The organism is Odoribacter sp. N15.MGS-14 (assembly GCF_000980245.1).
In the GTDB taxonomy this organism is placed as follows: domain Bacteria; phylum Bacteroidota; class Bacteroidia; order Bacteroidales; family Marinifilaceae; genus Odoribacter; species Odoribacter splanchnicus.
Genome location: NZ_LARE01000010.1, coordinates 43589 through 68055, shown reverse-complemented (window position 1 = coordinate 68055; position 24467 = coordinate 43589). Strand labels below are relative to the sequence as shown.

The following is a 24467-nucleotide window of genomic DNA, read 5'->3' as shown; positions in this document are numbered from 1 at the left end:
ACCGGGGGGATCCACCTCTTTCCATTCCGAACAGAGAAGTTAAGCCCCTGAGTGCCGATGGTACTGCCTTATGGTGGGAGAGTAGGTTGGCGCCGAATTTTGAAAGCGAGTTACGAAAGTGACTCGCTTTTTTTTATCTGATTATACTGACTAAACCAAACAGATACTGGCTGAAGAAGAAGGAGGGAAGGTAAATGCATTGGGTATGCCCCCTCATGTTAAGCCCCCTTTTAGAAACACTATCGCATAGAATTCCATTTGTCAAAAATGTCGATCCTACCGGACAATTTTTGAATGATAGTGAACGAGTCCCTTGTCAGGTGATTGCTGTGATTGAGGATCTTCCACAGAACAGTCATTTTAATTTTGAATATCTGGAATCCATGACTCCGGATATAGCTGATTATGATGGCTTGGAGTTCTTTATTTATCTGAAATTTAGGAAAGGTGTCCATTAGAGAAGGTAGTAGAAAAATCTAACCGGGTCAATCGAAAAGTATTAGAGGGGTATAATACCTTGAAATATACAAACAGGGAGTGAGCTGGAACCTTTAACTTCTATTCATTTGTCGACTTTAGCCGATTTTGATTTTAAAACCGGAGCCGGGATGGTTGGGATTCTATTTATGAGTTGTATCGGATTATTGATTTTATTTATTTCCGTCAGTAATTTTGTCGTCCTTTTTATGGTACAAGGGGAAAGACGTTCTAAAGAAATCCCTTTTGGGTATGAGATAAAATATATATACCGTGTCGGGGATATTGGTCTGGATTGCTTTGCTTGTTTGTATAAGTAGCTGGAAAACTATCATACGTAATCCTTTCGAAGCTTTAAAAGCTGGGGAATAATATTCAATAACTGTTGACAAATCTGGAAGGAGTGATCGAATCAGTCGTAGTTATCTGATTTTCTTCCGGAGGAGACACTGAATTTTTTCGTTCAGCTTCATAATAAGCGAAACTGAACAGGATGATCAGGATCAGGCATACATGGAGACAATCCCGTTGGCTTTGATATGATATTTTTTTCGACATCATGTTAAGAGTATATACGGTAATACTTTACCGAATGGTTTGTGTATAGATAAAATATTTGTTTGTCGGATTAGAGTTTTTTCTGAAGTATTTTATAACATCTGAAGTAAAAAATAGGTTTGTTTTGCCGAATTCCCCGTTTTTATAAATTGAAAAATATCAGAATATAATAGCTTTATTGAGCGGAATATTCTAATTTTGTTACGTGATTTATAAAAACTGCAAACTTTTTAAAAATAAAACCTATGAAATTTTTTATTGACACGGCTAATTTGGATCAAATTAGAGAAGCAAATGATCTGGGAGTGTTGGATGGAGTGACGACCAATCCATCGTTGATGGCTAAAGAGGGGATTAAAGGAGTGGAGAATTGTAAAAAACATTATGTCGATATTTGTAATATCGTCCAGGGAGATGTGAGTGCTGAAGTGATTGCTACCGATTATGAGGGAATGATAAAAGAAGGAGAAGAATTGGCCGCTTTGCATCCGAATATTGTAGTCAAAGTTCCTTGTATTGCCGAAGGGATTAAAGCTATAAAATATTTTACCGGAAAAGGTATCCGTACCAATTGTACTTTAGTATTTTCTCCGGGGCAGGCTTTATTGGCTGCAAAAGCCGGAGCTACCTATGTATCTCCTTTTGTGGGCCGTCTGGACGATATTTGTAGTGATGGTATCGAGTTGGTTAGTAAGATCGTGGATATGTACAGTTATTATGGTTTCCATACTCAGGTTCTGGCTGCTTCGATCCGGAATACGCAACACATCATTCAGTGTATAGAGGCTGGTGCCGATGTCGCAACCTGTCCGTTGGCTGCTATCAAAGGATTACTGAATCATCCGTTGACAGATAGTGGACTGGCTAAATTCCTGGAAGATTACAAAAAGGTAAACGGTTGACGCTTCATGTATATCAAATTATTTGAGGATAATCCTAATACCCGGGATATCCTTAAAGTTGTAGAGGTGTTGAAAGCCGGTGGCATTATTATCTATCCGACGGATACAATTTATGCGATCGGTTGTGACATTAATAATGTCAAAGCTGTGCAGCGTGTTTGCCAGTTGAAAAATATCAAACCTGAGAAAGCCAATTTTTCGATGATTTGCCGGGATCTGTCGAATATCGCTGCTTATGCGAAAGTAAATAACGAGGTTTTTAAGGTGATGAAACGTAATCTACCCGGGCCTTTTACTTTTGTATTGCCGGCAACTAATAAATTGCCTAATGTGATGATCAATAGGCGGAAGACTATCGGTATCCGGATTCCGGATAATTATATCGTGATGTCTATTGTTGAAGAACTGGGTAATCCTTTACTGACTACTTCGGTTAAAGCTGAAGACGAGGTGGTTGAATATATGACCGATCCTGAATTGATTCATGAAAAATATGAGAAATTGGTGGATTTGGTGATCGACGGTGGTTTTGGACAGAATGTTGCCTCGACAGTTGTCGATTGTACCGATGACCGGATAGAAGTCATCCGGCAAGGAATCGGAGAATTGAAGTGAAAGCAGGAAGCAGAGGAGAAAAGAAATGAAGGCTGTTCCGGGTATATGGGACAGCTTTTTTTGGCATTCTTTTTGTCGTAGAAAAGAAACGTTTGATCAGATAGAACGTAATGGGATAGTAAAGGTTATTGAAAGGAGGTTTTTATGCTTTGGGACTGTATTTTTCGGTTATTGTTAGCTGGAGTTTTGGGAGGGGTGATCGGCTGGGATCGGGAGTATCGGGCTAAGGAGGCGGGATTGAGGACGCACTTTTTGGTTGCTTTGGGAAGTGCTTTGATTATGATTGTATCACAATATGGATTTGCCGATGTCTTGGCTAAGCCGGGTTATGGTTTGGATCCGAGTCGAGTGGCTGCTCAGGTGGTCAGTGGTATCGGTTTTATCGGAGCAGGGACTATTCTGATTCAAAAACAGTTTGTACGAGGCTTAACGACGGCTGCCGGTTTATGGGCAACTTCGGGTATCGGACTGGCTGTCGGAGGAGGTATGTATTGGATCGGAGTATTCGCCATGATCCTGACTTTAATAGGACTTGAATTTCTGACTATTATTTTTAAAAATGTAGGAGAACATAGTTCATTGCTGGTATTTGCCACTACCGATAAAGAAAATTTGAAGCGGGTGACCAATGAACTACATTTGAGAAATTATCGGATTGCCAGTTATGATATGCAACACGAGCCTCTCGAACATGCCGATTTATACCATGTAACGATGGTGATCAAGACCAAACGCTATCTGGATGAGAGTGAATTATTTCAGTTTATGCAAAGTTTGCCCGATCTGACTTTAGAACGGATAGCCTGATTATTTTCTCCAGAAAGCTTTTGTAAACAGCACCATGACGGTAAAGATCTCCAGACGTCCTACCAGCATTAAAAAAGCCAGGAATAATTTGGCAAAATCATTCAGGTGCGCATAGGAAAACATCGGACCGACACTGCCGAATCCGGGACCTACATTACTCATCGAGCTGACGACGGCACTGCAGGCGGTAATGATATCTTCCGTAAAGATGGTCATGATCAGACTCCCGATGGTAAATACAATCATGAATAAAATGGCAAAAGCCATAATCCCCGTCATTATATTGGGATGAACGCTTTTATTGTTGTATTTGACATTGATAATACCATTGGGGTGAATAATACGCTTTAACTCTACAAAAGAATTTTTAAATAGCAGATAAACCCGTACGACTTTCATTCCTCCGGCTGTAGAACCGGCTGAGGCTCCGACGAAAAGAAGTAAGAACAGAATCAAACCTAACAAGGGAGGCCAAAGCAGATAATCGGCGGTTGCAAATCCCGTTGTCGTGATTAAAGTAACTACCTGAAAGGTGGCATCACGCATACTCTTCTCGAAGTCTGCCCAGCCGATGACGTAAAGTCCTACACCGATCACAACGCTGGCTAGCAAGACAATCGTGAAATAGAGTTGAAATTCATTATCCTGGATCAGTTTCCTCCAATTACCACGGATAGCTGTATGTAAAAGTCCGAAATTGGTACCTGCCATAAAAGTAAAAATGATGATGACATATTGGATATAAGCGGAATCCCAATAAGCGATACTATTTTGTTTGGTCGAGAATCCTCCGGTGGCCATCGTGGTGAATGCATGACAGATACCATCGAAGAGATTCATTCCTCCGAATAGGAGCAAAAGGGTTTGTAGAAGTGTCAGGATGGTGTAGAGAATCCACATTTGCCGGGCAGAAGAAGTAAAGGTAAATGAAGTTTTATTGTGTGTAGGCCCTGGGACTTCTGCCACATAAAGATCCCGTCCCTCTATTCCGAGACTCGGTAATATGGCGATAAATAGCATAATAATCCCTAATCCTCCCAGCCATTGGGTCAGGGAACGCCAAAATAAGGTGGCATGAGGAAGTGCTTCAACATGATTCAGAATAGAAGAGCCCGTCGTGGTGAACCCCGACATGGTTTCAAAAAAGGCATCTGCAAAGGAAGGGATTGTATTCCCGATCATATAAGGTAGGCTACCGAAAAGGGAGAAGATGATCCATACCATCGTTACCATGAAATAACCATCTTTTTTGGCCAATACCCGGTCTTTGATTTTTATCAGTTTAGACAACAGGAAACCGGCACTCATGGTGATCAGGGAGGTATAAAAGAAAGCCGATGCATCATGTTCACCATAAATTAAAGCAATCAGGACACATAACAATAAGAAGGCACTCTCGATCAGTAACAGCCTTCCCATCAGATTGGCGATAAAACGAAAGTTTATCATCTTCTGAAAAAATTTATTGGAAATATTTAATTACTTTTTTGACAGCATTTTGCAGAGCAAAGATCACTACCGTATCCCCGGCCTGTATCTGCACATCACCTTTAGCTATAATGGTTTCGTCGCCCCGGAATACTCCTCCGACAGTGGCGTCATCCGGGAAGTGAACGTCTTGTAAAGAATACTTTGTGATTTTAGACCCAGGCTGAGCTTTCAGTTCGAATACTTCCGCTTCTGAAAAAGTCAAAAATTTCAGATGGCGGACATCGACATTCATGGTGTAACGGTAAATATGGGAGGCTGCAATCAGTTTGGTATTGATTAACGTACCGATTCCGATATTTTCTGCCAGGTCGATGTAATCGATATTTTCCACTTCGGCTACACTTTTCTTGACCCCCATTTTTTTAGCTAAGAGGCAAGACAATATATTGGTTTCTGAAGAACCTGTCAGACTGATAAAAGCGTCTACATTTTTAATACCTTCTTCCCTCAGTAAAGTAAGATCTCGTCCGTCCCCGTTAATCACCAGCGTAGATTTTAGTTTGTCGGCCAGTTGGATGCATTTTTCACGGTCTTTCTCGATAATCTTGACATGGTAATTTTTTTCCAGCAGAGAGGCTGTTTTTATACCTATTCTGGAAGCTCCGACAATTACTATATTTTTGATTTCAAATTGTTCTTTACCACATAAGGCGAAAACATTCGGAATAAAAGAAGGTCGGGTGACGATAAAAACCAGATCTCCATATTTCAATTCGTCGTTTCCCCGGGGGATGATGGTATGGTTGTGGCGTTTGATGGCAACGATCCGGAACTGATCGGCTCCATAGATTTCTGCCATTTTGATCAAGGTATGGTTGAGGATAAGCGCATTATCCCAAAGTTTTATCCCTAACAATTGCAGACGTCCGTCCGAAAACTCATGCATCTGTCTGGAACCGATTTGTTTTAGCGAAGCAACGATTTCTTCGGCTGCCAACCGTTCCGGATAGATCAGTGAATCGATACCGATAGAACGCAGGTATTCTGCATTTTCGATTTCCAGATATTCACTGTTATTGACCCGGGCGATCGTTCGTTTAGCTCCTAGTTTTTTGGCCAATATAGCAGAATTGATATTCTGATCTTCTTGAGGATTTACAGCAATATATAAATCACATTTTCCGACTTCTGCATCTTTCAGAGCACCGATTGAAGTACACGAACCGACGATAGAGAGGATATCGATCTGGCTTTCCAGATCCTCCAGTTTATACTGATCTGTATCGATCAGCATAATGTTGTGTTCTTGTCGGCTAAGCATTTTAGCCAAATGTGTACCGACAGCTCCAGCCCCGGCGATAACGATGTTCATTGTTAGTGAAATATTTTGATTTCAATTTATTGGATCGCAAATTTACTGAAAATAATAGATTAAGCCAGTGTTTATGCTAAAACTTTATCGGAGGGAATATCGGAAACTTCCGGTCTCTGCTGTGTTGATGAGAGTGAGGTGATGCTGACGGCAAAATTTGTCCCATAAACGAATGTTAAATGCTGTATTGGAACCGTCAAGAACTATTTGTGCAGGATATCGGTGTTCTTCAGGAGAAAATATTTTTTCCGGACTGAGATTATGGGTTACGATTAGTATCTGACCTTTCGTTAGGGGAAGGTTTGAGGCGGAGGCGATTGTCAGAGTGTCTTTTAAAGAACAGAGCTGTCCGGAATGATAGCTGAGTCCGTTACCCAGAAAGCCTTGATGGTCGGGTAATGACCGGAGATTGTTCTGAGCGATATAGGGCTGCGTTTGCGGGAGGCTGTCGGAAGACCGGAGTAAATAAGTATAATATCCCTTATAATTCAGTATAATAGCACTTTTTTGAGGAAGTTGAAATACGATGATTTCCTGGCGATTGGCAAGATAAAAATGGGAGGATATATTCCAGCATAAGAGAATAAAGAGAGTGAACATGGAATATCTTCTCCATTTTTTCCCGGGTTTGGTAAAATAGAGATATAGAAAAATCAAACTGATATAGGACAATAAAACGGTGGGAACAGAGGGATACAAGTGATGCAGGTTGAAACTGTAAGGAGCGAAGATATGCAGAAATCCCATGATTATTTTTTCTGTCACTTCCGGAATCCAGGCCAGGTACTGACTGAGTAGAAAGGGGAATATCAGACAAAGCATGGCGGCATAGAGCAGAAAAGTAGCTAATGGAACCGCGACCAGGTTGGCTAAGAAGCCGTTCAAATTGATCGTATGGAAATAATAGGCGCTGATGGGAAGAGTCGGCAATTGAGCTGCTACTGTAATACAGCAACAGGCATATATTTTGGCCGGAAAAGGGGGGAGCTTTCCGGCAAATCGATATAAAAAGGGATAAATAGTCAATATACCGGTATAAGCGCTGTACGATAACAGGAAACTGAGTGAATACAAATTCGAGGGATGAAACGATAAGGTTAGAAAAGCTGCTGCTGCAACAGAGTTCAGGGGGGTATAGGATCGGTTGAAATATTGACCGATATGAATAAAAGAAAGGATCGTTGCAGCCCTGACAACGGATGGGGATAAACCGGTGAGACAAACGTAACACCAAAGAATCAGGAATACCACAAAAGTAATTTTACGGGAAGGGAAACCGATACTTTTGAAAATAAACAGTATAAATAAGTAAATAGCACCGGTATGCAGACCGGAGACCGATAAAAGATGGACTGTTCCCGTCGAGATAAATAGATTTTGTACCTCGCTGTCGAGGTCGTTTTTATATCCCAGACAGAGAGCGTTTACGAGTTGGCAACAGGTAGAGTCTGAAAATAACCGATGGGTCTTACTTAGCCATTTCTTGCGAAGATGATCGAAAACGGTGTATAAATCGTCCGAATGACCGTTTTGCCGGATGGGACTAACCGGTAGTAGATGAAAAAAAACGTTTTTTTGTTTTAAATAGCGGGCATAACTGAATTCACCGGGATTGGCATTCTGTCGGAAAGGGAGTATACGGGCATTGAAATGCAGGGAGTCGCCGGGCGTATAAATGGTATCGGTATAAAAATGACTGAGATAGTAGTTTTGATTGCTCACGGATAAGATCAGATTATGGTGTGGGAGTATTTCATTACACCGGCCATCGATGCGATAGATTTTGTCGGGAAAAGGAGTAAAAAGAGGCGGAGCAGAAATAACGAATCCGTAACTTAGGACCGTTGCAATTAAAAATAGTTCTTTCCAGCCGGGAGACAATTGAAAAATGAAACTTAGTAAAACGAGAAACAGGCCGATGAAGAAACAATAAATAGCCGCTATCAACGGCATATCGATAAGAATACCTCCGATAAGAGCCGCTAACAGATAGATAAAAGGATACTTATAATTGAAAGTTACACCTGCATAAAATAATTGAAAATTTTTCTTGTATAAATTACGGAAAAATTTTCAATTATCCAATATTTTGAGCGGTTTATTTGGGAAGAATTACCCGATAAGCAGGTTTGAATTTTCCGGTACTGATATTATTCAGCTTATTTTTCAGAATTCTCTTTTTTAAAGCAGACAGATGATCTGTAAACAGAATACCTTCCAGGTGATCGTATTCGTGTTGGATGATCCAGGCTTTAATACCGCAAAACTCCTCTTCGTGTTCTTGTCCTTGCTCGTCCATATAGCTGATTCGTATACAGTTGGGGCGTTTGACGTCTTCGTGGATGCCGGGGATACTGATACATCCTTCGTTGCGGCTGATTTCATCTCCCCAACGTTCGAGGATATGCGCATTGATAAAGGCTTTTCTGAAACCTTTACAATCAGGATCCATTTCTTCGAAAGCATTTGCATCGACAACGAATATACGGATATTTCGTCCGACTTGCGGAGCTGCCAGGCCGACTCCGTCTGCTTCGTCCATCGTTTGAAAAAGATCCCGGATGAATTTTTCCAGTTCGGGGTATTCGGGGGTGATATCTTCTGAAATTTTACGTAAGATCGGGTGTCCGTAGACTACTATAGGTAAAAACATATATGTAAAGCTTTTAAATTTTTAAATTCCGTTGTTGTTCCATGTAAGAAGTCAGGATAATGGTTGCACTCATCGTGTCGATTAAAGCTTTATCCTGACGTGTCTTTTTTTTGGCACCTCCTTCTAAGAGGGCTTTATGAGCCAGAACAGAAGTAAAGCGTTCGTCATACATGACTATGGGGATATGCGGGAATCTGCGTTTCAAACCACTCAGGAAAGGCTTGATATAGGTCATACTTTCCGAGTCGCTGTTATCCATCTGTTTGGGATGACCGACAACAAAAAGATCTACTTTTTCATGGGATAAATATGCTTCCAGAAATCGGAATATCTCTTGAGATAAAACGGTTTGCAAGCCTGTTGCTATAATTCCGCAAGGATCGCTCACTGCTAAACCGACTCTTTTTTTCCCGTAATCGATGGCCAGTATTCTTCCCACGTTCCTATTTATTTACGATAACAAAGATATCTTCGTTTTTATTTTTCATAAGGTATTGTTCTCTGGCAAATTTCTCGAGATTATCTTTATTACTCAATAATTCCTTCATTTTCCGGTTATCTTCTTCTATCTTATTCTGGTAGTAAGCTTTTTCTTTTTTCAAAGTAGCGATTTTTCCTCGCAATTGCATTTTACCTACCAGGCTGTTCCGGTCAAAAAAAGCAAGCCACACCAAAAAAATAAGCAGGGTAATGGTATATTTGTTCATTAATCTGCTCACCCAAGCGCTGTTACTCGTGTTTTTATCCTTTTCTTGCATAGTTTTGCAAAGATAAGAAAAAACGATCAAAGTTCCGATTTTGCGCCGCATAATTATAAAAATCCACGGAATAATTATACCTGTTGTTGATTATCAAACGTTTGCAGTTGCTGAAAATCGTCATTTTGCTATTTTTCGAACAGCTTATTTTCCTAAATTTGTAGAGGAGGATGTGCTCCTGAAAGTAAAGAATATGAATCTGTCGTCTGGTTTTAGTTAAGAAATAAAATGAGAACGATGAAATTAGAAACAATTTAAAAGGAAATATATGGAAGAAAAGAAATTAGCTGTGATTGCTTTGGGGGGAAATGCCATACTGAGAGGCAATCAGAAAGGTACTGTCGAAGAACAGAACCAAAATATCCGGGAGACTTTGGAGAATCTGATTTATCTGGTTCGTGAAGGGTATAATCTGATTATTACTCACGGAAACGGTCCTCAGGTAGGAAATATCCTGATGAGTGACGATGCCGGAGTAAAAATGTATGGGTTACCTCCCATGACATTGGATATGTGTGTGGCTTATTCACAAGGTGAGATCGGCTATATGATCGAGAGAAATTTGCGGAATATACTCCGGGAACACGGACTTACCCGGCATGTTGTTTCTATGATTTCTCAGGTTGTTGTCGACGAGCACGATCCGGCATTACAGAATCCGACTAAACGGGTTGGTAGAATTTATACCCGCGAAGAAGCAGATAAATTGGCTGCAGAACATGGATGGATTTTTAAAGAAGAGATTAAAGTAGAAGGAGGGTGGAGAAGAGTAGTACCGTCTCCTGCCCCTATCGATTTTAAAAATGCTGCTTTGGTGGAACGGATGGCTCGTTCGGGAAGTATTGTGATCACCGGTGGAGGTGGCGGTATCCCTGTATATGTGGATGGGGAAGGAATGTTGCAGCCGCTCGAAGGAGTGATCGATAAGGATTTGGCTTCGGCAATGATCGGAGCAAGGGTGAAAGCCGATGAGTTGTATATTCTGACCGATGTCCCTTATATTTATAAAGATTTCCGTAAACCGACCCAAGAGGTTTTGGAGTTCCTCGATTATGCCGATACGATGAAATATCTGGAAGCCGGGACTTTCGGAGAAGGAAGTATGGCACCGAAGATCCGGGCTTGTCTTTCTTTTGTCGAGAAAGGTGGACAGAAAGCGGTAATCACCGAAGCTACCAAGCTGGAAGACCGTCGTTACGGTTCTAAAATTACCATGCATTACGATTAAGAATAGGTGTACGAAATTAGTGTTAGAATTAGTTTATTTTTTATACTTTTGTCCATTACCAGGATTTTGGAATCTGAAATTTACAATTTAAAATAAAGAAGATTATGGCTTTTAATTTAAGAAACAGGAATTTTCTGAAGTTGTTGGACTTCACCCCCGCAGAGATTAAATACATGTTGGATCTGGCTGCCGATCTGAAAAGAGCAAAATATGCCGGAACTGAACAGCCCCGTTTGAAAGGTAAAAATATCGCTTTAATATTTGAAAAGACTTCAACCCGTACCCGTTGTGCTTTTGAAGTGGCTGCCTATGATCAGGGTGCTCATGCCACCTATCTGGGACCTACCGGATCGCAGATAGGTGTGAAAGAATCGATGAAAGATACGGCCCGTGTACTCGGGAGAATGTACGATGGTATCGAATATCGTGGATTTGCTCAGGATGTTGTTGAAGAATTGGCTAAATATGCCGGTGTACCTGTTTGGAACGGTTTGACCAATGAATTCCATCCGACTCAGATCCTGGCTGACTTCCTGACTATGTCGGAACATACCGATAAACCCCTGAACAAAGTAACTTTTGCTTATTTGGGAGATGCTCGTTTCAATATGGGTAATTCTTTGATGGTCGGTGGTGCTAAAATGGGTATGGATGTTCGGATTGTTGCACCTAAAGCTTTACAACCGGCTGCAGAATTGATCGCTACTTGCCAGGAGATTGCAAAGGAAACGGGTGCAACGGTGACTGTAACCGATAATGTAGAAGCTGGAGTGAAAGGATGTGATTTCTTATATACCGACGTATGGGTATCTATGGGAGAACCTGCCGAAGTATGGGCAGAACGGATTAAATTGTTGATGCCTTATCAGGTGAATGCAAAAGTGATGGAAATGACAGGAAATAAGAATTGTAAATTTATGCACTGTCTGCCCGCTTACCATAATCTGGAAACTCAGGTAGGTCGTGATGTACATAAACAATTCGGCCTGAACGGTATCGAAGTGACGGAAGATGTATTCGAATCTCCGAATTCTATCGTATTCGATGAAGCTGAAAACCGTATGCATACGATTAAAGCTGTGATGGTTGCCACTCTGGGTGACTAAAATGAACTCTCGGCAAAAGAAATGTGTCAGGTTTTCCCTGGCACGTTTTTTTGTTTTCAGTAACCTAAGGTTAACTTATCTTATTGGTCCTGCTATTTCTTTTTGGAATTTATAGATAGCAAAAGTACTGGCAGGAATGGTTTGCTACAGCGTTTTGCCGGAAAATTGAATCGGAAATTCGTCCGGTTGGATCAAATTGGACTGCTCCAGGGTGTTTTCTAGTCTCGGTTCATTGGACCGGAGTTGGATGCAAGTTCCGTTTGTCAGTCTTTCCTGGGGGGGCAATCCGTCGAAATTGAATGCCAGCTTCTGAGGTTGCCCGGAAGTATTGACTACCTTCACAATAATTTCCCGGGTATCGTTATCCCAAACCGCGCTGGCAAAGAGGCCGTACTGATCGTCATTGCCGGCAACAGGCTTTTGATTCATCGTTAGGGGGAGTACCTGATTACCTTTATTTCTCGAAAATAGTTGTTGTACATAATAACTACTAGTGCGTACGGCATGTAGATTGTCGAACCAAATCATATCCGGTCGCCATTGCCATCCCTCTGTACGGGCAAAGAGAGGTGGTGCATAAGTGGCCATGTGGATTACGTCGGCGTTCCGTTCCATTCCCGTCATAAAGGCTGTTTCCAAAAGTGCTGCATTGAAATGATTCCATTTTTTCCCCTGACCATGACAAGCATACTCTCCTGCTAAAACTTTAGGACCTTTACGGTCATATCGATCATACCGGTTACCTTGGGATAAAAACCAGCTTTCCGGTCTGTAAAAATATTCGTTGACCAGGTCTACTTGTAGGCGTTTTATTTCCGGCCATAGATAGTCGAATTGATCTCCTTCGGAATTCGGACCCGAACTGCCGATAATCTGAATTTCCGGATAGGTATTCCGGATGGTCCATTTCTGCCCGTATTTTGCCCCAGGTTGTACTCGGAGTCGGAGTACCGTTAGCGAACTCGATCAAATCCAAAGCATTCTGAATATAAGGAGCGAGATCGTCGGGAGCTATGTGAGCAGAAGCATCGTTATTCTGGAACTGGCAAGCCGGGCCATAGCTTAAAACCGGAAGTGGTGTCGCTCCGATTTCTTCGGCTAATTGGAAAAACTCAAAAAATCCCCAACCGTAACTTTGGTAATTTACAGCTTCTTTCCCGTCAGGTATACGTGTCCAGACGCTGAAGCGGTATTGTTCTCCTTTTTTTACACCGATACCGAAATAACCTTCATTTTCCAGGCTTGTCCATTTATGGGGATAACCGGAGGGAGAGAGGCGAACATAATGAGGGTTGTATTCGAACGGACCGTCATTCTTTACTTCTAGCTTTCCGAATGTTTGCCAGCCCATCAAAGATTAAGGGAATTCGAAAGAGCGGTTTTTGATTAATTCTGCATACAATCCTCCGTCTGCACCATAATTGATGTCTTCAAAAAAGAGACCGTACATGGTAAGCTGAATGGGAGCTCCCGGTTTGTAGGTCGAAATGTTCATTTCGTGGATTTGACTTTGTACCAATAGGTGGGCGGACAAAAATAAGCCTGTAAATAATCTGTTGAGTTTTATCATTGTTTGGCAAATTTTGAATTTTATGTAATAATACATTCAAAAATTTATTTTTTAGGTAGAAAAATACTTGTAAAAGGTCAGTGTATAGCTAAACATTATAAAAACGTAATTTCAACACTTATGTTTGTTGTGCTGAGGGAGAAGGGATAATCAGCATAATTTTAAATCGATGAATTGGGGGAAATGTATAATTTTAGGTATATTGCAGACATAAATGTAAGGCAATAACCTTTGAAATTGACTTGAGCAAAAGCAAGTTGATAGGGGGTGGATAATTTTTTAGAAAGATGAGGAACGTTTGTATTTTTTTGCTTATGGTATGCAGTCTATACGCTTGCAAAGAGGGATGCGGAAACAAGGAAGTGAATGCAGATCTGACGATATCTTTTCCCCCTTCTGTTAACACACCTATCCTGGAATATATCGATACTGTAAAATACTTGAAATTGGAAGATAAAGACGAAGCTTTACTGGCTTATGTAAATAAAATGGTTTGCAGGGAAGATAAGATCTATCTGGGGGATTTTTCCAATCACAAAATAGTTGTCTATGATACAATAGGAAGGTTTCAGTATGTGATCGACCGGCAGGGGCGTGGCAGTGGAGAATATCTTCAGATCAAAAGTTTTGCCGTCGACGACTCCTGTCTTTATGTGTTAGATACTTTTCTGCCCGGTCTTCATGTTTTTGACAACCGGACGGGGGCCTATGTTGCCAAGAAAAAAATGGCTTTTATTGCTTGGGATTTCGAGACTTTGAGTCGGGGACGGATGATTTTTACTTTTTGTTTTTTCAAAGATGGGCATTTACCCCCCTCTCAACCTTCTTATCGTCTTTTGATTACGGACAACGATCTGAATATTATTCAACGCCTGTTGCCTTTTGAGGAAGAAGGCGATCCTATAGGAAAAGAGGTCTATTTTACTTCAAACGACCGGGAAGTGGTTTTTAATTGGTGTATGAACGATTCGTTCGTTATACTGGATAAAGCAAATCCGGATAGTCTGAGAAGAATCCGGATCGATTTCGGTGTGAATCAGATTCCGGAATCTTACCGCGGGGACTATGACTTGATAATCGGAGGTTCTTGTAACTATATATACGAAACTCCGGTTGTTGACGGAGACTATATCGCAATGGAAGTAAGGAAAAAAGATTTGGACGAATGTTATCTTTTTCATGTACCGTCCGGGCAGTTGCTTGCAAATCCTTCCGAAGTTTCCTCTCCTTATATGGCTTTTCCGGATTGCTGTGATACTCAGGGACATTTTATCGAAGCGATCGTCAATAAAGAGTTTTACGACGAGCACGTCGAATCCGGTTTTCCCCGGGCTGATGCAGAGTTCGAAAAACATTTGGAGGATGGGATGGCTTTGTTAATTTATAAAATGAAAAAGTAACTCGGGGTGCTAGAAATACTCCGCGGCTAAGCTTAAAAATATTAAACTGTCATCGAGACTTTAGGGTAATCCTTTATAACCATAGTGTCCATGCGTTTACAGATTTTGCGGGTAGGTATACCGTTTGTTTGTCTCCGGTACGAGGATATATTTTCGACATCATTTTATTTGTTTTTTAATAGTGTTTCTTTTCAGATAGACGATGGATTGTAAGGCCAATAAAATTACAAAAAGATATTCAGCCGTTAAGTATAGCGTTAGTGTAGTATTTGTACTGTTATTTAATCCATACAGATAAATTAAGTATATGCCTGTTGCGATGGCCTGAAATATAAAAGTGATCTTTGTTTTTCCGGTACCACCGACTGCATTGAGGTAAACATAACCGGGTAAAGCAAATGTATAATTCAGCAATGTGACAACCAAAGGTGCAACAGCCGATTGTATCAATGATTCATCGGTTGTATAGATTCCTATAATCGATCGGTGGCAGATCAGGACAATGCCAATCAAGGGGATACCGATGGAATACCCCAATTTTAGAATTTTTCGGCAGATAGGGAAGAGATTTGCTTTTTCTCCTGCTCCTATGGAATTACTGACTAATGCTCCGGTGGTGACAGCGAAGGAATTAACGATGACAAAAAATAGAGCGGAGACACTTCTGGTGATATTAGAAACAGCTAATTCGGTTTTACCTAAATGTTCGATACCTACAAAAAACAGGAACCAGGGGGCTACACTGATAAAAGCATGAAACATGCTCCATACCGATAATTTGAGTACTGCGATGAGTAATTGTCCATCATAGACTGTCCGTAAACCATATTTTATTTTGTCTGTTTTTATCCACATATAGATGCATAAGATAATGAAAGAACCTCCTTCTGCCAGTGAGGAGGCGATAGCCGCTCCGGATATGCCTAAATGCAGCATGAATATCAGGAAGTAGTTGAGAGGAATATTGATCCCTATTGCAACGATAGCTGCTCCTGATAGAGCCCGGGTATACGTTATGCCGACAAGGAAGGAACGTATAGCTAAAAAAGGAAATGAAAACAATAATCCCAGGCTACGCCAATCCAGATATCGGATAATTGCCTGGTAAATTTCGGGAGAATTGATCGATCTTTTGAAAATGACTGGCGAAACGATATGTACCGTTAGGTAAAGAAAGAGGGCTAGTCCCATTAGAAACAATAACCCTTGAAAAAATATTTTGCCTGTTTCTTGGTAATCTTGTTCTCCGTTTTTTCGGGCAATCATCACTTGCAATCCGATACTGAATCCGAACCCAAGCATATAAACGGCCAGATAATAAATTCCGGCAATGGCAGAAGCTCCTAATTCTATTTCTCCGACATGGCCTAAAAAGACTGCATCTGTAATATTGATCAGCTGTTCCATTAAAATGCTCATCATCACCGGAAAGTTGATGAGCCAGATTTGTTTATAGGTATAATTCATCGCTCAACTGTAAATAGTGCGGTCTGACTTGCTGTACACAAGCAGTTGCCTCAGTTCGTAAATTCATAAATAAAAGGATATAAAACTCAGGACAAATTTTTGGAAATATTTGTCTGATAGCTGAATAGCTTTATCATGTGGAGCTATTCGTCGGGCGTAGCTATATACAGAGTTTCATTGGAAGTGAATACTTTTTGTTAAGCGATTGCAGGACAAAAGTATAGAAAATAATTCTGTTTCGATGATCGTGTTTCCAACTTTTTTAGAATCAAGATTGTTTTATTAAAAATGAATAGATTTGCAAAGATGGAAAAACAAGGAAAATACACACTTTTTGAAACACTATCTGCACTATCTGGGAACTACCGGATTCGGGTACTTTCGCTTGGGTGAGTGGAAAAAGAAAAAGTCCCAAAGTATTAAACCTCAGGACTTTTCTTGTTTTTCCTCTTTATCAAGCGGTGCGGACGGGACTCGAACCCGCGACCCCAGGCGTGACAGGCCTGTATTCTAACCAGCTGAACTACCGCACCAAAATTATTTTCATCATTTCAAAAAAGCGGTGCGGACGGGACTCGAACCCGCGACCCCAGGCGTGACAGGCCTGTATTCTAACCAGCTGAACTACCGCACCTTTTTTCATTTATGCATCAAACAACCACTGTTGTTCTCAATTGCGAGTGCAAATGTAGGACGTTTTTTTGAATCTGCAAATATTTTATCAAAAAAAGAGAAGAAATTTTGTAGAAATTATTTTGTAGCTGTAATAAGAAATTCAGAATGAGAAGGTTGAAGAGAACAATGAGAGATGGAAAATAAATCTTGGGAAAAAATGTGCTTTTTTGACTTTTTCATTAACTTTGGCCTTAGTTAAAACAAATAATAAACTGGATTTGTTTTCAGGTTAGTCCGGTGACAGACTAATGTGTAAATATTTAAAATTATTAAATCTAAATCATTAATAATGAACGTACCAGCAGAATTAAAGTACACCAAAGAACACGAATGGATTCGTGTAGAAGGTGAGGAAGCAGTTGTAGGAATTACAGATTATGCTCAAAGTCAATTGGGCGATATCGTTTTCGTTGAATGTGAAACAGTCGGAGATGCATTGGAAGCAGGTGAAACTTTCGGTACCGTTGAGGCTGTGAAAACTGTTTCTGATCTTTATTTACCGGTGGCAGGTGAAGTGCTCGAATTTAATGAAGAGCTCGAAGGTGAACCTGAATTAGTGAATAAGGATCCGTATGGAAAAGGATGGATTGTAAAAATTAAAATCAGTGATGAGACTGAACTGGATGGGCTGTTGAATGCTGATGCATACAAAGCGATAATTTAAGTCCTTGGAATGAGATAATTAAGGCTGTATTACGTGTAAGTAATACAGCTTTTTTTATGTATATTAGGCGGACTAACTGATTTTTTATAATTTTGAATTTCTATTGAAATGAAATCTAAAATTTAAAGATATGACTTTGATAAAATCAATTTCGGGTATCCGGGGGACTGTCGGTGGTTGTCCCGGAGATAATCTTACCCCGCTGGATATCGTGAAGTTTGTTTCTGCCTATGCAACCTGGCTGAAGACAGGTGCCGGGAAAAAAAAGGCTAAAATAGTTCTGGGTAGGGATGCCCGGGTGTCGGGCGATATGTATGCCAAATTGGTGGCTGCAACATTGACGGGTTTGGGACACGATGTGGTCAATATCGGTTTAGCCACGACGCCGACAACAGAGATTGCTGTGACTGCTGAGAAAGCGGATGGAGGTATCATTCTGACAGCCAGTCATAATCCAAAGCAATGGAATGCGCTGAAATTATTGAATAGCCGGGGAGAATTTTTATCGGCAGCCGATGGGGAACAAGTCTTGAAATTGGCGGCAAAAGAAGAGTTCGAGTATGCTGAGGTGGATGAGTTGGGTACTGTTGTAGAAAAGGATTATACCCCATATCATATCAATCAGGTGCTGGCGTTAAAATTAGTGAATCGGGATGCGATAGCTCAGGCTGATCTTAAAATTGTCGTGGATGCGGTAAATTCGGTAGGAGGTGTTGTCATTCCGGCTTTATTGCGGGCCTTGGGGGTAAAAGAGATCATTGAATTGAACTGTGAGCCTACCGGACATTTTGCTCATAATCCGGAACCGATTCCTGAAAACCTGACTCAGATTGCTGCTAAAATGAAAGAATCCCGTGCAGACCTGGGAATCGTGGTCGATCCGGATGTCGATCGGCTGGCTTTGATCTCCGAGAACGGTGAAATGTTCGGTGAAGAGTATACCTTAGTGGCAGTAGCTGATTACGTATTGAAACACACCCCAGGGAATACCGTGTCTAATTTATCTTCCTCCAGGGCTTTGAAAGATGTGACAGAAGCTTACGGACAACAATATCATGCTGCGGCAGTGGGAGAAGTGAATGTGGTTGCCGAGATGAAACGAACGCATTCGGTGATCGGTGGAGAAGGGAATGGTGGTGTGATCTACCCGGAAAGTCATTACGGGCGGGATGCTTTGGTCGGAGTTGGATTATTCTTGTCCCATTACGTTGCCCAGAGTAAGAAGATGACCGAATTGAAAAGTACCTATCCGCCATATTTTATCTCGAAGAATAAGATGACCCTTTCCCCCGATATGGATGTAGATAAAATTCTGGAAGGGCTGAAAGAGAGATATGCCACAGAAAAAGTGACAGATATCGACGGGGTAAAAATCGATTTTGCACAAGGATGGGTGCATTTACGGAAATCGAATACTGAACCGATCATCCGTATTTACTCGGAAGCTAAAGACGAGGCTGCTGCCAATCAATTGGCAGAGGAAGTGATTGCCGCAGCTAAAAGTACGTTTTAGAGCGTGAGAAATTGAACTGTAAGCAGTGACCGTAAGGCTTATTTATCGTTTTCCGGATAAACCGGAAAACGATAGGCTGTATATTATTCGACATATAATACCAAGCCTTTCAGGTATTCGCCTTCCGGGTGGTATATGCTTACCGGATGATCTGCCGGTTGGGTTAACTGGTGGAGGATACGTACTTTCCTTCCTGTGTTGGCTGCTGCTGTGAATACGGTCTGACGGAACAGTTCCTTAGTCATGACTTGTGAGCAGGAGAAGGTGAAAATGATCCCACCGGGTTTGACTACTTCAATGCCTTTCCGGTTCAGTTTTTTATATCCCTGGATGGCATTGTTGAGTACATTCTGATGTTTCGCGAATGCCGGAGGGTCTAGAATGATCAAGTCGTATTTATTGTGAGATTGTTCCAGAAATCTGAAAGCTTCTTCTGCAAATGCTTCATGCCGCCTGTCTCCGGGAAAATTGAGTGCTACGTTTTGTTTGGCCAATTCGATCGCCCGGGTGGAGACATCTACGGAATGTACTGATCGGGCTCCTCCCCGCATGGCATAAAAAGAGAAACCTCCGGTGTAACAAAACATGTTTAAGACCTGTTTATTACCGGCATATTTTTCGAGCAGATGTCGGTTTTCCCGTTGGTCGATAAAAAAACCGGTTTTCTGGCCTTCTAACCAGTCGACATTGAATTTTAACCCATTTTCCTGTGCTATAAAATGATCCGCTTTTCCGTATAAGTAACCGTTATGTGGATCGATCGCCGCTTTGTAGGGAAGGGTAGATTCCGATTTATCGTAAATGGCGGTTAATCTGTCTCCTAAAGTTTCGAGTAGGGCCCGGGTGATATTTTCCCGTTCCAGGTACATACCTACGGAGTGGAATTGAACGACAGCAACACCGGCATAATAATCGACGACTAATCCGGGAAGATTGTCGCCTTCTCCATGGATCAACCGGAAAGTATCGTTGTCTGCTCTGTCGGTCAAACCGATAGCTCGGCGCATGTGATAGGCTGCTGTAATTCGTTGTAGCCAAAAAGAATAACCGATATCTTCATCTTTAAAAGTGAGAATTCGGACTGCGATAGAACCGATCTGGTAATGCCCTGTCGCCAGATATTGATTGTCCGAACTATAGACTCTGACCAGGTCTCCTTCCTGTAATTTCCCCTCTGTTTTGGCGATTGCCCCTGAGAATATCCAAGGATGATAACGAAATACCGAACGGTCTTTTCCTGGTTTTAGTATGATTTTATTCATGAGATGAAGCATAACTGATTACTGGACTGCAAAAATAGATAAAAAACTTTGATCTGTTTCTTTAAAAGTCGATATTATAACCCTAAAACGAACGATTGCGTAATACACAAAGAATATTTGAGAGATAGTTTCTTGTTTTTGTTGGAAAAGTTCTTAAAAATTCATAAATTGCGAATATTGTAGGGGTATGTAATTTTGAGCTGAAGTGCCCCCTAAGAAGTTTAATACGATAAATACAAATAGATGAGACTTAAAGTATTGGGTTCTGCTGAAGATGCTTTGCGTGCAATGACAGAACAATTGATAGAAAAAATGAATATGCGGGGAATCTCTCCGTTCCATTTAGCATTGTCGGGTGCCGGTACGGCCCAACAAATGTTCGGGCTTTGGATTCGGGAATACCGGGAGAAAATAAAATGGGAGCAATTGAGGTTTTATTGGGTGGATGAGCGATGTGTTTCTCCTGATGATGAGGAGAGTAATTTCAAACATGCGGATGAATTGTTGTTCCGGCCTTTGGATATTCCACATGCCCATGTCCATCGTATTCATGGTGAACGGGAGCCTGAAGTAGAGGCTGAACATTATTCGGAATTGGTGAAATGGGAACTACCCGGATATGCCTCTTGTCCTCGTTTTGACGCAATCATTCTGGGAATTGGAGAGGATGGACATACTGCTTCTATTTTTCCTTCAACGCCGGAATTACTAACGGCAAAATGTTGCTATAAAGTATCCCAACATCCGGAAAGTGGACAGAAAAGAATTACAATGACAGGTAGTTTGATATTGAATGCGAAACTACTTCTTATCCCTGTATTGGGAAATGCAAAGACAAGCATTTTACAAAGAGTGATCAATGCAGAAGAAAACTCGGTCCTCCCTGCGGCTTATATTATCAATCATGCGCCGGAAGCGATGATCTTTACAGATTTGCAAGTAAGTCTGGAGTAAAAAAAAGCATTTTGTATTCTGAAAGTCATATACCTCGGGTCAGGATACCGATGGGGTGGAGATATTGATATCTTCAAAACGATAGACTATCGTATGTATTTATCTGCCGGAGGTATATGTGCTGACTTTTAAAAGAATACAAAATGCTCTTTTATTTAACATTCAAGCATTTCTTTGGCTTTTTCCAGGATCGTAGTATCGTCTAATTTTACTATGCCCCCATTCGGACCTTGCTCAATATGTAAACCGACAGCCTTGCCCTCATCATAATGGTCTCCACCAAAATAATTACGTACTGTTTCTACGTCGAGTCCCAGTTCGTCCGCAATTTTTTGCATACTCCCTGAGGGCAACATGTCTTTGATTTGTCTCAACTCATTGAAGGTAATCATTGTAGTCATATCTCAAAAGTTTTATGGTTTATCAGTGGAATAAATATAGGACTAAATCTCTGAATAAACAAGTAAAACGTTTGCGAATTTCACATAAAAAAATTAATAAAATCAATTATTTGTGTAATCTATTGATATTAAGTGTATTTCTGTAATACTCAGAATGTCTGTGAAAATTGTTTCCTTACCGGATAACTTTTTGTACTTTTGTAGAGAAAAAACAGGATCGGTCGGATCTTATCCGACCGATGAATTGAATTTCTAATGCATTGTATACATGACTTTTAATGAATTGAATATTAGCAAACAGATCTTGATGGCTTTGGAAGATGCCGGATTTGAACAACCGACACCGATTCAGGAACGGGCTTTCCCTGTCATTCGTTCCGGAAAGGATGTGATTGGAATAGCCCAGACGGGGACCGGTAAAACTTTGGCTTATCTGATTCCTTTGCTGATGAAACTTCATTATGCGCAGGGAAATTACCCACGTGCATTAGTGATTGTACCTACCCGTGAGTTAGTGGTGCAGGTATGTGAGAGTGTAGAGTTGCTGACGGAGTATATGGATATCCGTTGTGTCGGCATTTACGGAGGAACGAATATCCGGACACAGCAAGCTGCGGTATACGAGGGAGTCGATTTGTTGGTAACGACTCCGGGACGTTTTATGGATATTTATATGAATGGCATTATCCGTACCCCTCAGATTAAGACTGTGGTTGTCGATGAGGCTGACCGATTGATGGATATGGGGTTTATGCCTCAGCTCAGAAGTATTCTTGAGGTAGTACCCGAGAAGCATCAGACTTTACTGTTTTCCGCGACCTTTTCAACTACAATTGCTGAATTGGCAGCAGAATTTTTGGCTCCGGAACCGGTCCGGATAGAGACAGGTAACCCGACGACTCCGGTAGAATTGGTTACCCAGCTGCGCTATGATCTTCCTAATATTCAGACTAAAATCAACTTATTGAAGTTACTTCTCACGGATAAAGAAGAATTTCGCAGGGTCATGATATTTACCGAAACAAAGAAAAATGCCGATCGGATTGTGGAGAGACTGGGCGACCACTGGAAGGGGGAACTGAGTGTACTGCATTCGAATAAGGCCCAGAATTCCCGATTAAATGCTTTGAAAGCATTTAAAGAAGGAAAGACTCGGATCATGGTTTCTTCAGATGTTGCGGCACGTGGAATCGATGTGCAGGATGTCAGCCATGTCATCAATTTCGATATACCTTCTATTCCTGAGGAGTATATCCACCGCATCGGACGTACTGCCCGTGCCGGAAAGGAAGGAACGGCTATCAGCTTCGTGACAGAAAAAGAAGAGCCGAAATTCGAAGAAATCGAAAAGCTGATCGGGCAGCAGGTCGAATGGGCTGCCTTACCGGAAAATCTGGTGATCTCAGATGTCTTACTTGACGACGAAAAAGTACAGACTTCGAATATTGTCTATCAAAAAGGTAAACCGAAAGGTGGTGGAGCTTTCCATGCCAAATCAGCCAAAAATAGTAAAACGCCCCAAAAAGTACGTAAAGACCGAACCAAAGAGGGAAGACGGAAAAAGTAGGAAAGGCTGAAAGCAATAAAGCTAAATGCTAAATGCTATAGGCTAAAAGCTGAAAAAATAATTTTAACTTTGCGTCATAGCCTCTAGTCTTTAGCTTCTAGCCTCTAGCCTTTAGCCTCTAGTTTTATCACTTTTATTGTATTTCTGCCTTGACGATTTTTAAAATCTGATCTCCTTTCAGGTCCGACGAAATATAATGCTCTAAAATTTTTCGGGCCAGATCGCCGGCTGTTGCTTGGGGAGGACAGGAGGTGGCTGCACTATTGATCAGCGTAATGATATTATCCTTGAAATTGACCGTGACCTCCCAGGCATTTTCGCTTAAATAAAGCTGCTGGGAAAGATTATATTCAAATTCTTTCCGAATTTCGTTGATCAGTAATAATTGATATTCCTGATAAGGAAGAGAGGGAGAAAGGGTACGGGGGATAAACGAATCCGGCTTTATTCTTTCAATAAATAGAATAATCCTTTCATAAGCTAATAATTTCAGATTAAATAGCGTTTGTGAAGTAGACGACGTATTCGCTTGCTTTTCCTGAGTAGTTTGCTGTACCTGTTTATTTACCAGAATTTCTAGTAAAGCAACAGCCTTCCTGACCAAGGGATACAGTAAAATAACAAATAAGACAAGGGGAATCAAAAAGTAAGTGGTGATGTTCATCGTCTTTATTTTTTGCAAATATAAAAGATATAGCTTGTTTTTAAAAATTTCTTATCGGCTGTTTTGAAAATAACTATTGAAGTAGTTGTATAATTATTTTTATAGTTGTGCGTTTGTGTAACGATACTTGGATGGGATAACTAAAAATGAGTGAATAATGAATAAAATGGAGGAATTAACGAAGGCAGAATTGCAAATCATACAAATCCTTTTAATATTATCCTTTGGTCAATCGGGAGGATTATATGGAACGGTATATGAATAGTGTGGTCAATAATTTTTTTAGTGGTTCGGTGAAAGTTGTAGTATCTTTTTTGTTCAAAACTTGTCATTTCTAAATTATTTTATATTTTTGCAATCGTATGCAACGCAGTGGAAACATATTGCCTTTAAACCGGCTTTTTCTGAATATTAAAAAGCGCG

General features: G+C 40.9%; 22 protein-coding genes, 2 tRNA genes, 1 rRNA gene and 1 pseudogene. 12 read left to right on the top strand and 14 right to left on the bottom strand.

From position 1 onward, the window contains the following. A 5S ribosomal RNA gene (gene rrf, locus WS34_RS03665) occupies positions 1 to 98 on the top strand; the annotation flags it as partial. 754 nt (positions 99 to 852) lie between these two features. Here the strand turns inward: rrf and WS34_RS03650 are convergent. Continuing rightward, a complete protein-coding gene (locus tag WS34_RS03650) occupies positions 853 to 1038 on the bottom strand; it encodes a hypothetical protein (protein WP_140398586.1) in 186 nt (61 codons plus the stop codon). A gap of 242 nt (positions 1039 to 1280) precedes the next feature. Between WS34_RS03650 and fsa the strand changes: the two genes are divergently transcribed. The 3 genes from fsa (at position 1281) to WS34_RS03635 (ending at position 3359) form a co-directional block, all read left to right on the top strand. Continuing rightward, the gene (gene fsa, locus WS34_RS03645; RefSeq protein ID WP_022160998.1) at positions 1281 to 1937 is read left to right on the top strand and encodes a fructose-6-phosphate aldolase; all 657 of its coding nucleotides are present in this window, start codon (positions 1281 to 1283) and stop codon (positions 1935 to 1937) included. Positions 1938 to 1943: 6 nt separating this feature from the next. After that, the gene (locus tag WS34_RS03640; protein ID WP_013612067.1) at positions 1944 to 2552 is read left to right on the top strand and encodes an L-threonylcarbamoyladenylate synthase; all 609 of its coding nucleotides are present in this window, start codon (positions 1944 to 1946) and stop codon (positions 2550 to 2552) included. Positions 2553 to 2696: 144 nt separating this feature from the next. Further along, on the top strand, positions 2697 to 3359 hold the full coding sequence (locus tag WS34_RS03635; protein ID WP_013612066.1) for an MgtC/SapB family protein: 663 nt from the start codon (positions 2697 to 2699) through the stop codon (positions 3357 to 3359). Here the strand turns inward: WS34_RS03635 and WS34_RS03630 are convergent, their stop codons facing one another. The 6 genes from WS34_RS03630 to WS34_RS03605 all read right to left on the bottom strand — a co-directional run bounded on the left by WS34_RS03630 (position 3360) and on the right by WS34_RS03605 (position 9534). After that, positions 3360 to 4808 (bottom strand): TrkH family potassium uptake protein, encoded by a 1449-nt coding sequence (locus tag WS34_RS03630; RefSeq protein WP_013612065.1) that lies wholly within the window; start codon positions 4806 to 4808, stop codon positions 3360 to 3362. Positions 4809 to 4821: 13 nt separating this feature from the next. Further along, entirely contained in the window at positions 4822 to 6162 is a 1341-nt protein-coding gene (trkA, locus tag WS34_RS03625) for a Trk system potassium transporter TrkA (protein WP_046403203.1), read from the bottom strand. 84 nt (positions 6163 to 6246) lie between these two features. Further along, positions 6247 to 8136 (bottom strand): ComEC/Rec2 family competence protein, encoded by a 1890-nt coding sequence (locus tag WS34_RS03620; RefSeq protein ID WP_353743262.1) that lies wholly within the window; start codon positions 8134 to 8136, stop codon positions 6247 to 6249. A gap of 124 nt (positions 8137 to 8260) precedes the next feature. Next, positions 8261 to 8815 (bottom strand): peptide deformylase, encoded by a 555-nt coding sequence (def, locus tag WS34_RS03615; protein ID WP_022160995.1) that lies wholly within the window; start codon positions 8813 to 8815, stop codon positions 8261 to 8263. A 13-nt stretch (positions 8816 to 8828) separates the two neighbouring features. Then, positions 8829 to 9254: a Holliday junction resolvase RuvX gene (gene ruvX, locus WS34_RS03610; protein ID WP_013612061.1), complete on the bottom strand. Its 426-nt coding sequence runs from the start codon at positions 9252 to 9254 to the stop codon at positions 8829 to 8831. 4 nt (positions 9255 to 9258) lie between these two features. Next, positions 9259 to 9534, bottom strand: coding sequence for an FtsB family cell division protein (locus WS34_RS03605; RefSeq protein WP_239454811.1), 276 nt, complete (start codon positions 9532 to 9534; stop codon positions 9259 to 9261). Positions 9535 to 9841: 307 nt separating this feature from the next. Here WS34_RS03605 and WS34_RS03600 point away from each other — a divergent pair, with 307 nt between their 5' ends. Both WS34_RS03600 and WS34_RS03595 read left to right on the top strand, forming a co-directional pair. Further along, positions 9842 to 10801 (top strand): carbamate kinase, encoded by a 960-nt coding sequence (locus WS34_RS03600; RefSeq protein ID WP_022160993.1) that lies wholly within the window; start codon positions 9842 to 9844, stop codon positions 10799 to 10801. 104 nt (positions 10802 to 10905) lie between these two features. Further along, on the top strand, positions 10906 to 11907 hold the full coding sequence (locus WS34_RS03595; protein ID WP_022160992.1) for an ornithine carbamoyltransferase: 1002 nt from the start codon (positions 10906 to 10908) through the stop codon (positions 11905 to 11907). Between the two features lie 144 nt (positions 11908 to 12051). On the opposite strand, the pseudogene WS34_RS03590 reads toward WS34_RS03595, so the two are convergent. Then, positions 12052 to 13477, bottom strand: a pseudogene (locus tag WS34_RS03590) (alpha-L-arabinofuranosidase C-terminal domain-containing protein). A 314-nt stretch (positions 13478 to 13791) separates the two neighbouring features. Between WS34_RS03590 and WS34_RS03585 the strand changes: the two are divergent. Then, entirely contained in the window at positions 13792 to 14877 is a 1086-nt protein-coding gene (locus tag WS34_RS03585; RefSeq protein WP_046402681.1) for a 6-bladed beta-propeller, read from the top strand. A gap of 159 nt (positions 14878 to 15036) precedes the next feature. Here the strand turns inward: WS34_RS03585 and WS34_RS03580 are convergent, their stop codons facing one another. The 3 genes from WS34_RS03580 to WS34_RS03570 form a co-directional block, all read right to left on the bottom strand. Beyond that, entirely contained in the window at positions 15037 to 16344 is a 1308-nt protein-coding gene (locus WS34_RS03580; RefSeq protein ID WP_046403198.1) for an MATE family efflux transporter, read from the bottom strand. 459 nt (positions 16345 to 16803) lie between these two features. Continuing rightward, a tRNA-Asp gene (locus WS34_RS03575) sits at positions 16804 to 16877 on the bottom strand. 27 nt (positions 16878 to 16904) lie between these two features. Next, positions 16905 to 16978, bottom strand: a tRNA-Asp gene (locus WS34_RS03570). Positions 16979 to 17308: 330 nt separating this feature from the next. Between WS34_RS03570 and gcvH the strand changes: the two genes are divergently transcribed. Continuing rightward, positions 17309 to 17683: a glycine cleavage system protein GcvH gene (gene gcvH / locus WS34_RS03565; protein WP_022159273.1), complete on the top strand. Its 375-nt coding sequence runs from the start codon at positions 17309 to 17311 to the stop codon at positions 17681 to 17683. Positions 17684 to 17813: 130 nt separating this feature from the next. Then, entirely contained in the window at positions 17814 to 19196 is a 1383-nt protein-coding gene (glmM, locus tag WS34_RS03560; RefSeq protein WP_046403196.1) for a phosphoglucosamine mutase, read from the top strand. A gap of 83 nt (positions 19197 to 19279) precedes the next feature. Here glmM and WS34_RS03555 read toward each other — a convergent pair whose 3' ends face one another. Further along, complete coding sequence (locus WS34_RS03555) at positions 19280 to 20458, bottom strand: class I SAM-dependent rRNA methyltransferase (protein ID WP_046403193.1); 1179 nt, start codon at positions 20456 to 20458, stop codon at positions 19280 to 19282. Between the two features lie 243 nt (positions 20459 to 20701). On the opposite strand from WS34_RS03555, the gene pgl reads away from it, so the two are divergent. Then, entirely contained in the window at positions 20702 to 21412 is a 711-nt protein-coding gene (gene pgl, locus WS34_RS03550; protein ID WP_013612052.1) for a 6-phosphogluconolactonase, read from the top strand. Positions 21413 to 21567: 155 nt separating this feature from the next. Here the strand turns inward: pgl and WS34_RS03545 are convergent, their stop codons facing one another. Then, on the bottom strand, positions 21568 to 21813 hold the full coding sequence (locus WS34_RS03545; protein WP_013612051.1) for a coregulated in stationary phase A: 246 nt from the start codon (positions 21811 to 21813) through the stop codon (positions 21568 to 21570). 268 nt (positions 21814 to 22081) lie between these two features. Between WS34_RS03545 and WS34_RS03540 the strand changes: the two genes are divergently transcribed. Further along, positions 22082 to 23380 carry a DEAD/DEAH box helicase gene (locus WS34_RS03540; RefSeq protein ID WP_022159277.1) on the top strand — a complete coding sequence of 433 codons (1299 nt, stop codon included), beginning with the start codon at positions 22082 to 22084 and terminating at the stop codon, positions 23378 to 23380. A gap of 133 nt (positions 23381 to 23513) precedes the next feature. On the opposite strand, the gene WS34_RS03535 is transcribed toward WS34_RS03540, so the two are convergent. Beyond that, positions 23514 to 24044, bottom strand: coding sequence for a DUF7935 family protein (locus tag WS34_RS03535; protein ID WP_286693616.1), 531 nt, complete (start codon positions 24042 to 24044; stop codon positions 23514 to 23516). A 224-nt stretch (positions 24045 to 24268) separates the two neighbouring features. On the opposite strand from WS34_RS03535, the gene WS34_RS15395 reads away from it, so the two are divergent. Continuing rightward, positions 24269 to 24382 carry a hypothetical protein gene (locus tag WS34_RS15395; RefSeq protein WP_228026163.1) on the top strand — a complete coding sequence of 38 codons (114 nt, stop codon included), beginning with the start codon at positions 24269 to 24271 and terminating at the stop codon, positions 24380 to 24382. Positions 24383 to 24467: the final 85 nt, after the last annotated feature.

Bases quoted from the DNA above. Each gene is read 5' to 3' on its own strand.
- WS34_RS03650 (WP_140398586.1), bottom strand. From the start codon at position 1,038: ATGATGTCGAAAAAAATATCATATCAAAGCCAACGGGATTGTCTCCAT.
- fsa (WP_022160998.1), top strand. From the start codon at position 1,281: ATGAAATTTTTTATTGACACGGCTAATTTGGATCAAATTAGAGAAGCA.
- WS34_RS03640 (WP_013612067.1), top strand. From the start codon at position 1,944: ATGTATATCAAATTATTTGAGGATAATCCTAATACCCGGGATATCCTT.
- WS34_RS03635 (WP_013612066.1), top strand. From the start codon at position 2,697: ATGCTTTGGGACTGTATTTTTCGGTTATTGTTAGCTGGAGTTTTGGGA.
- WS34_RS03630 (WP_013612065.1), bottom strand. From the start codon at position 4,808: ATGATAAACTTTCGTTTTATCGCCAATCTGATGGGAAGGCTGTTACTG.
- trkA (WP_046403203.1), bottom strand. From the start codon at position 6,162: ATGAACATCGTTATCGCCGGGGCTGGAGCTGTCGGTACACATTTGGCT.
- def (WP_022160995.1), bottom strand. From the start codon at position 8,815: ATGTTTTTACCTATAGTAGTCTACGGACACCCGATCTTACGTAAAATT.
- WS34_RS03600 (WP_022160993.1), top strand. From the start codon at position 9,842: ATGGAAGAAAAGAAATTAGCTGTGATTGCTTTGGGGGGAAATGCCATA.
- WS34_RS03595 (WP_022160992.1), top strand. From the start codon at position 10,906: ATGGCTTTTAATTTAAGAAACAGGAATTTTCTGAAGTTGTTGGACTTC.
- WS34_RS03585 (WP_046402681.1), top strand. From the start codon at position 13,792: ATGGTATGCAGTCTATACGCTTGCAAAGAGGGATGCGGAAACAAGGAA.
- WS34_RS03580 (WP_046403198.1), bottom strand. From the start codon at position 16,344: ATGAATTATACCTATAAACAAATCTGGCTCATCAACTTTCCGGTGATG.
- gcvH (WP_022159273.1), top strand. From the start codon at position 17,309: ATGAACGTACCAGCAGAATTAAAGTACACCAAAGAACACGAATGGATT.
- glmM (WP_046403196.1), top strand. From the start codon at position 17,814: ATGACTTTGATAAAATCAATTTCGGGTATCCGGGGGACTGTCGGTGGT.
- WS34_RS03555 (WP_046403193.1), bottom strand. From the start codon at position 20,458: ATGAATAAAATCATACTAAAACCAGGAAAAGACCGTTCGGTATTTCGT.
- pgl (WP_013612052.1), top strand. From the start codon at position 20,702: ATGAGACTTAAAGTATTGGGTTCTGCTGAAGATGCTTTGCGTGCAATG.
- WS34_RS03545 (WP_013612051.1), bottom strand. From the start codon at position 21,813: ATGACTACAATGATTACCTTCAATGAGTTGAGACAAATCAAAGACATG.
- WS34_RS03540 (WP_022159277.1), top strand. From the start codon at position 22,082: ATGACTTTTAATGAATTGAATATTAGCAAACAGATCTTGATGGCTTTG.
- WS34_RS03535 (WP_286693616.1), bottom strand. From the start codon at position 24,044: ATGAACATCACCACTTACTTTTTGATTCCCCTTGTCTTATTTGTTATT.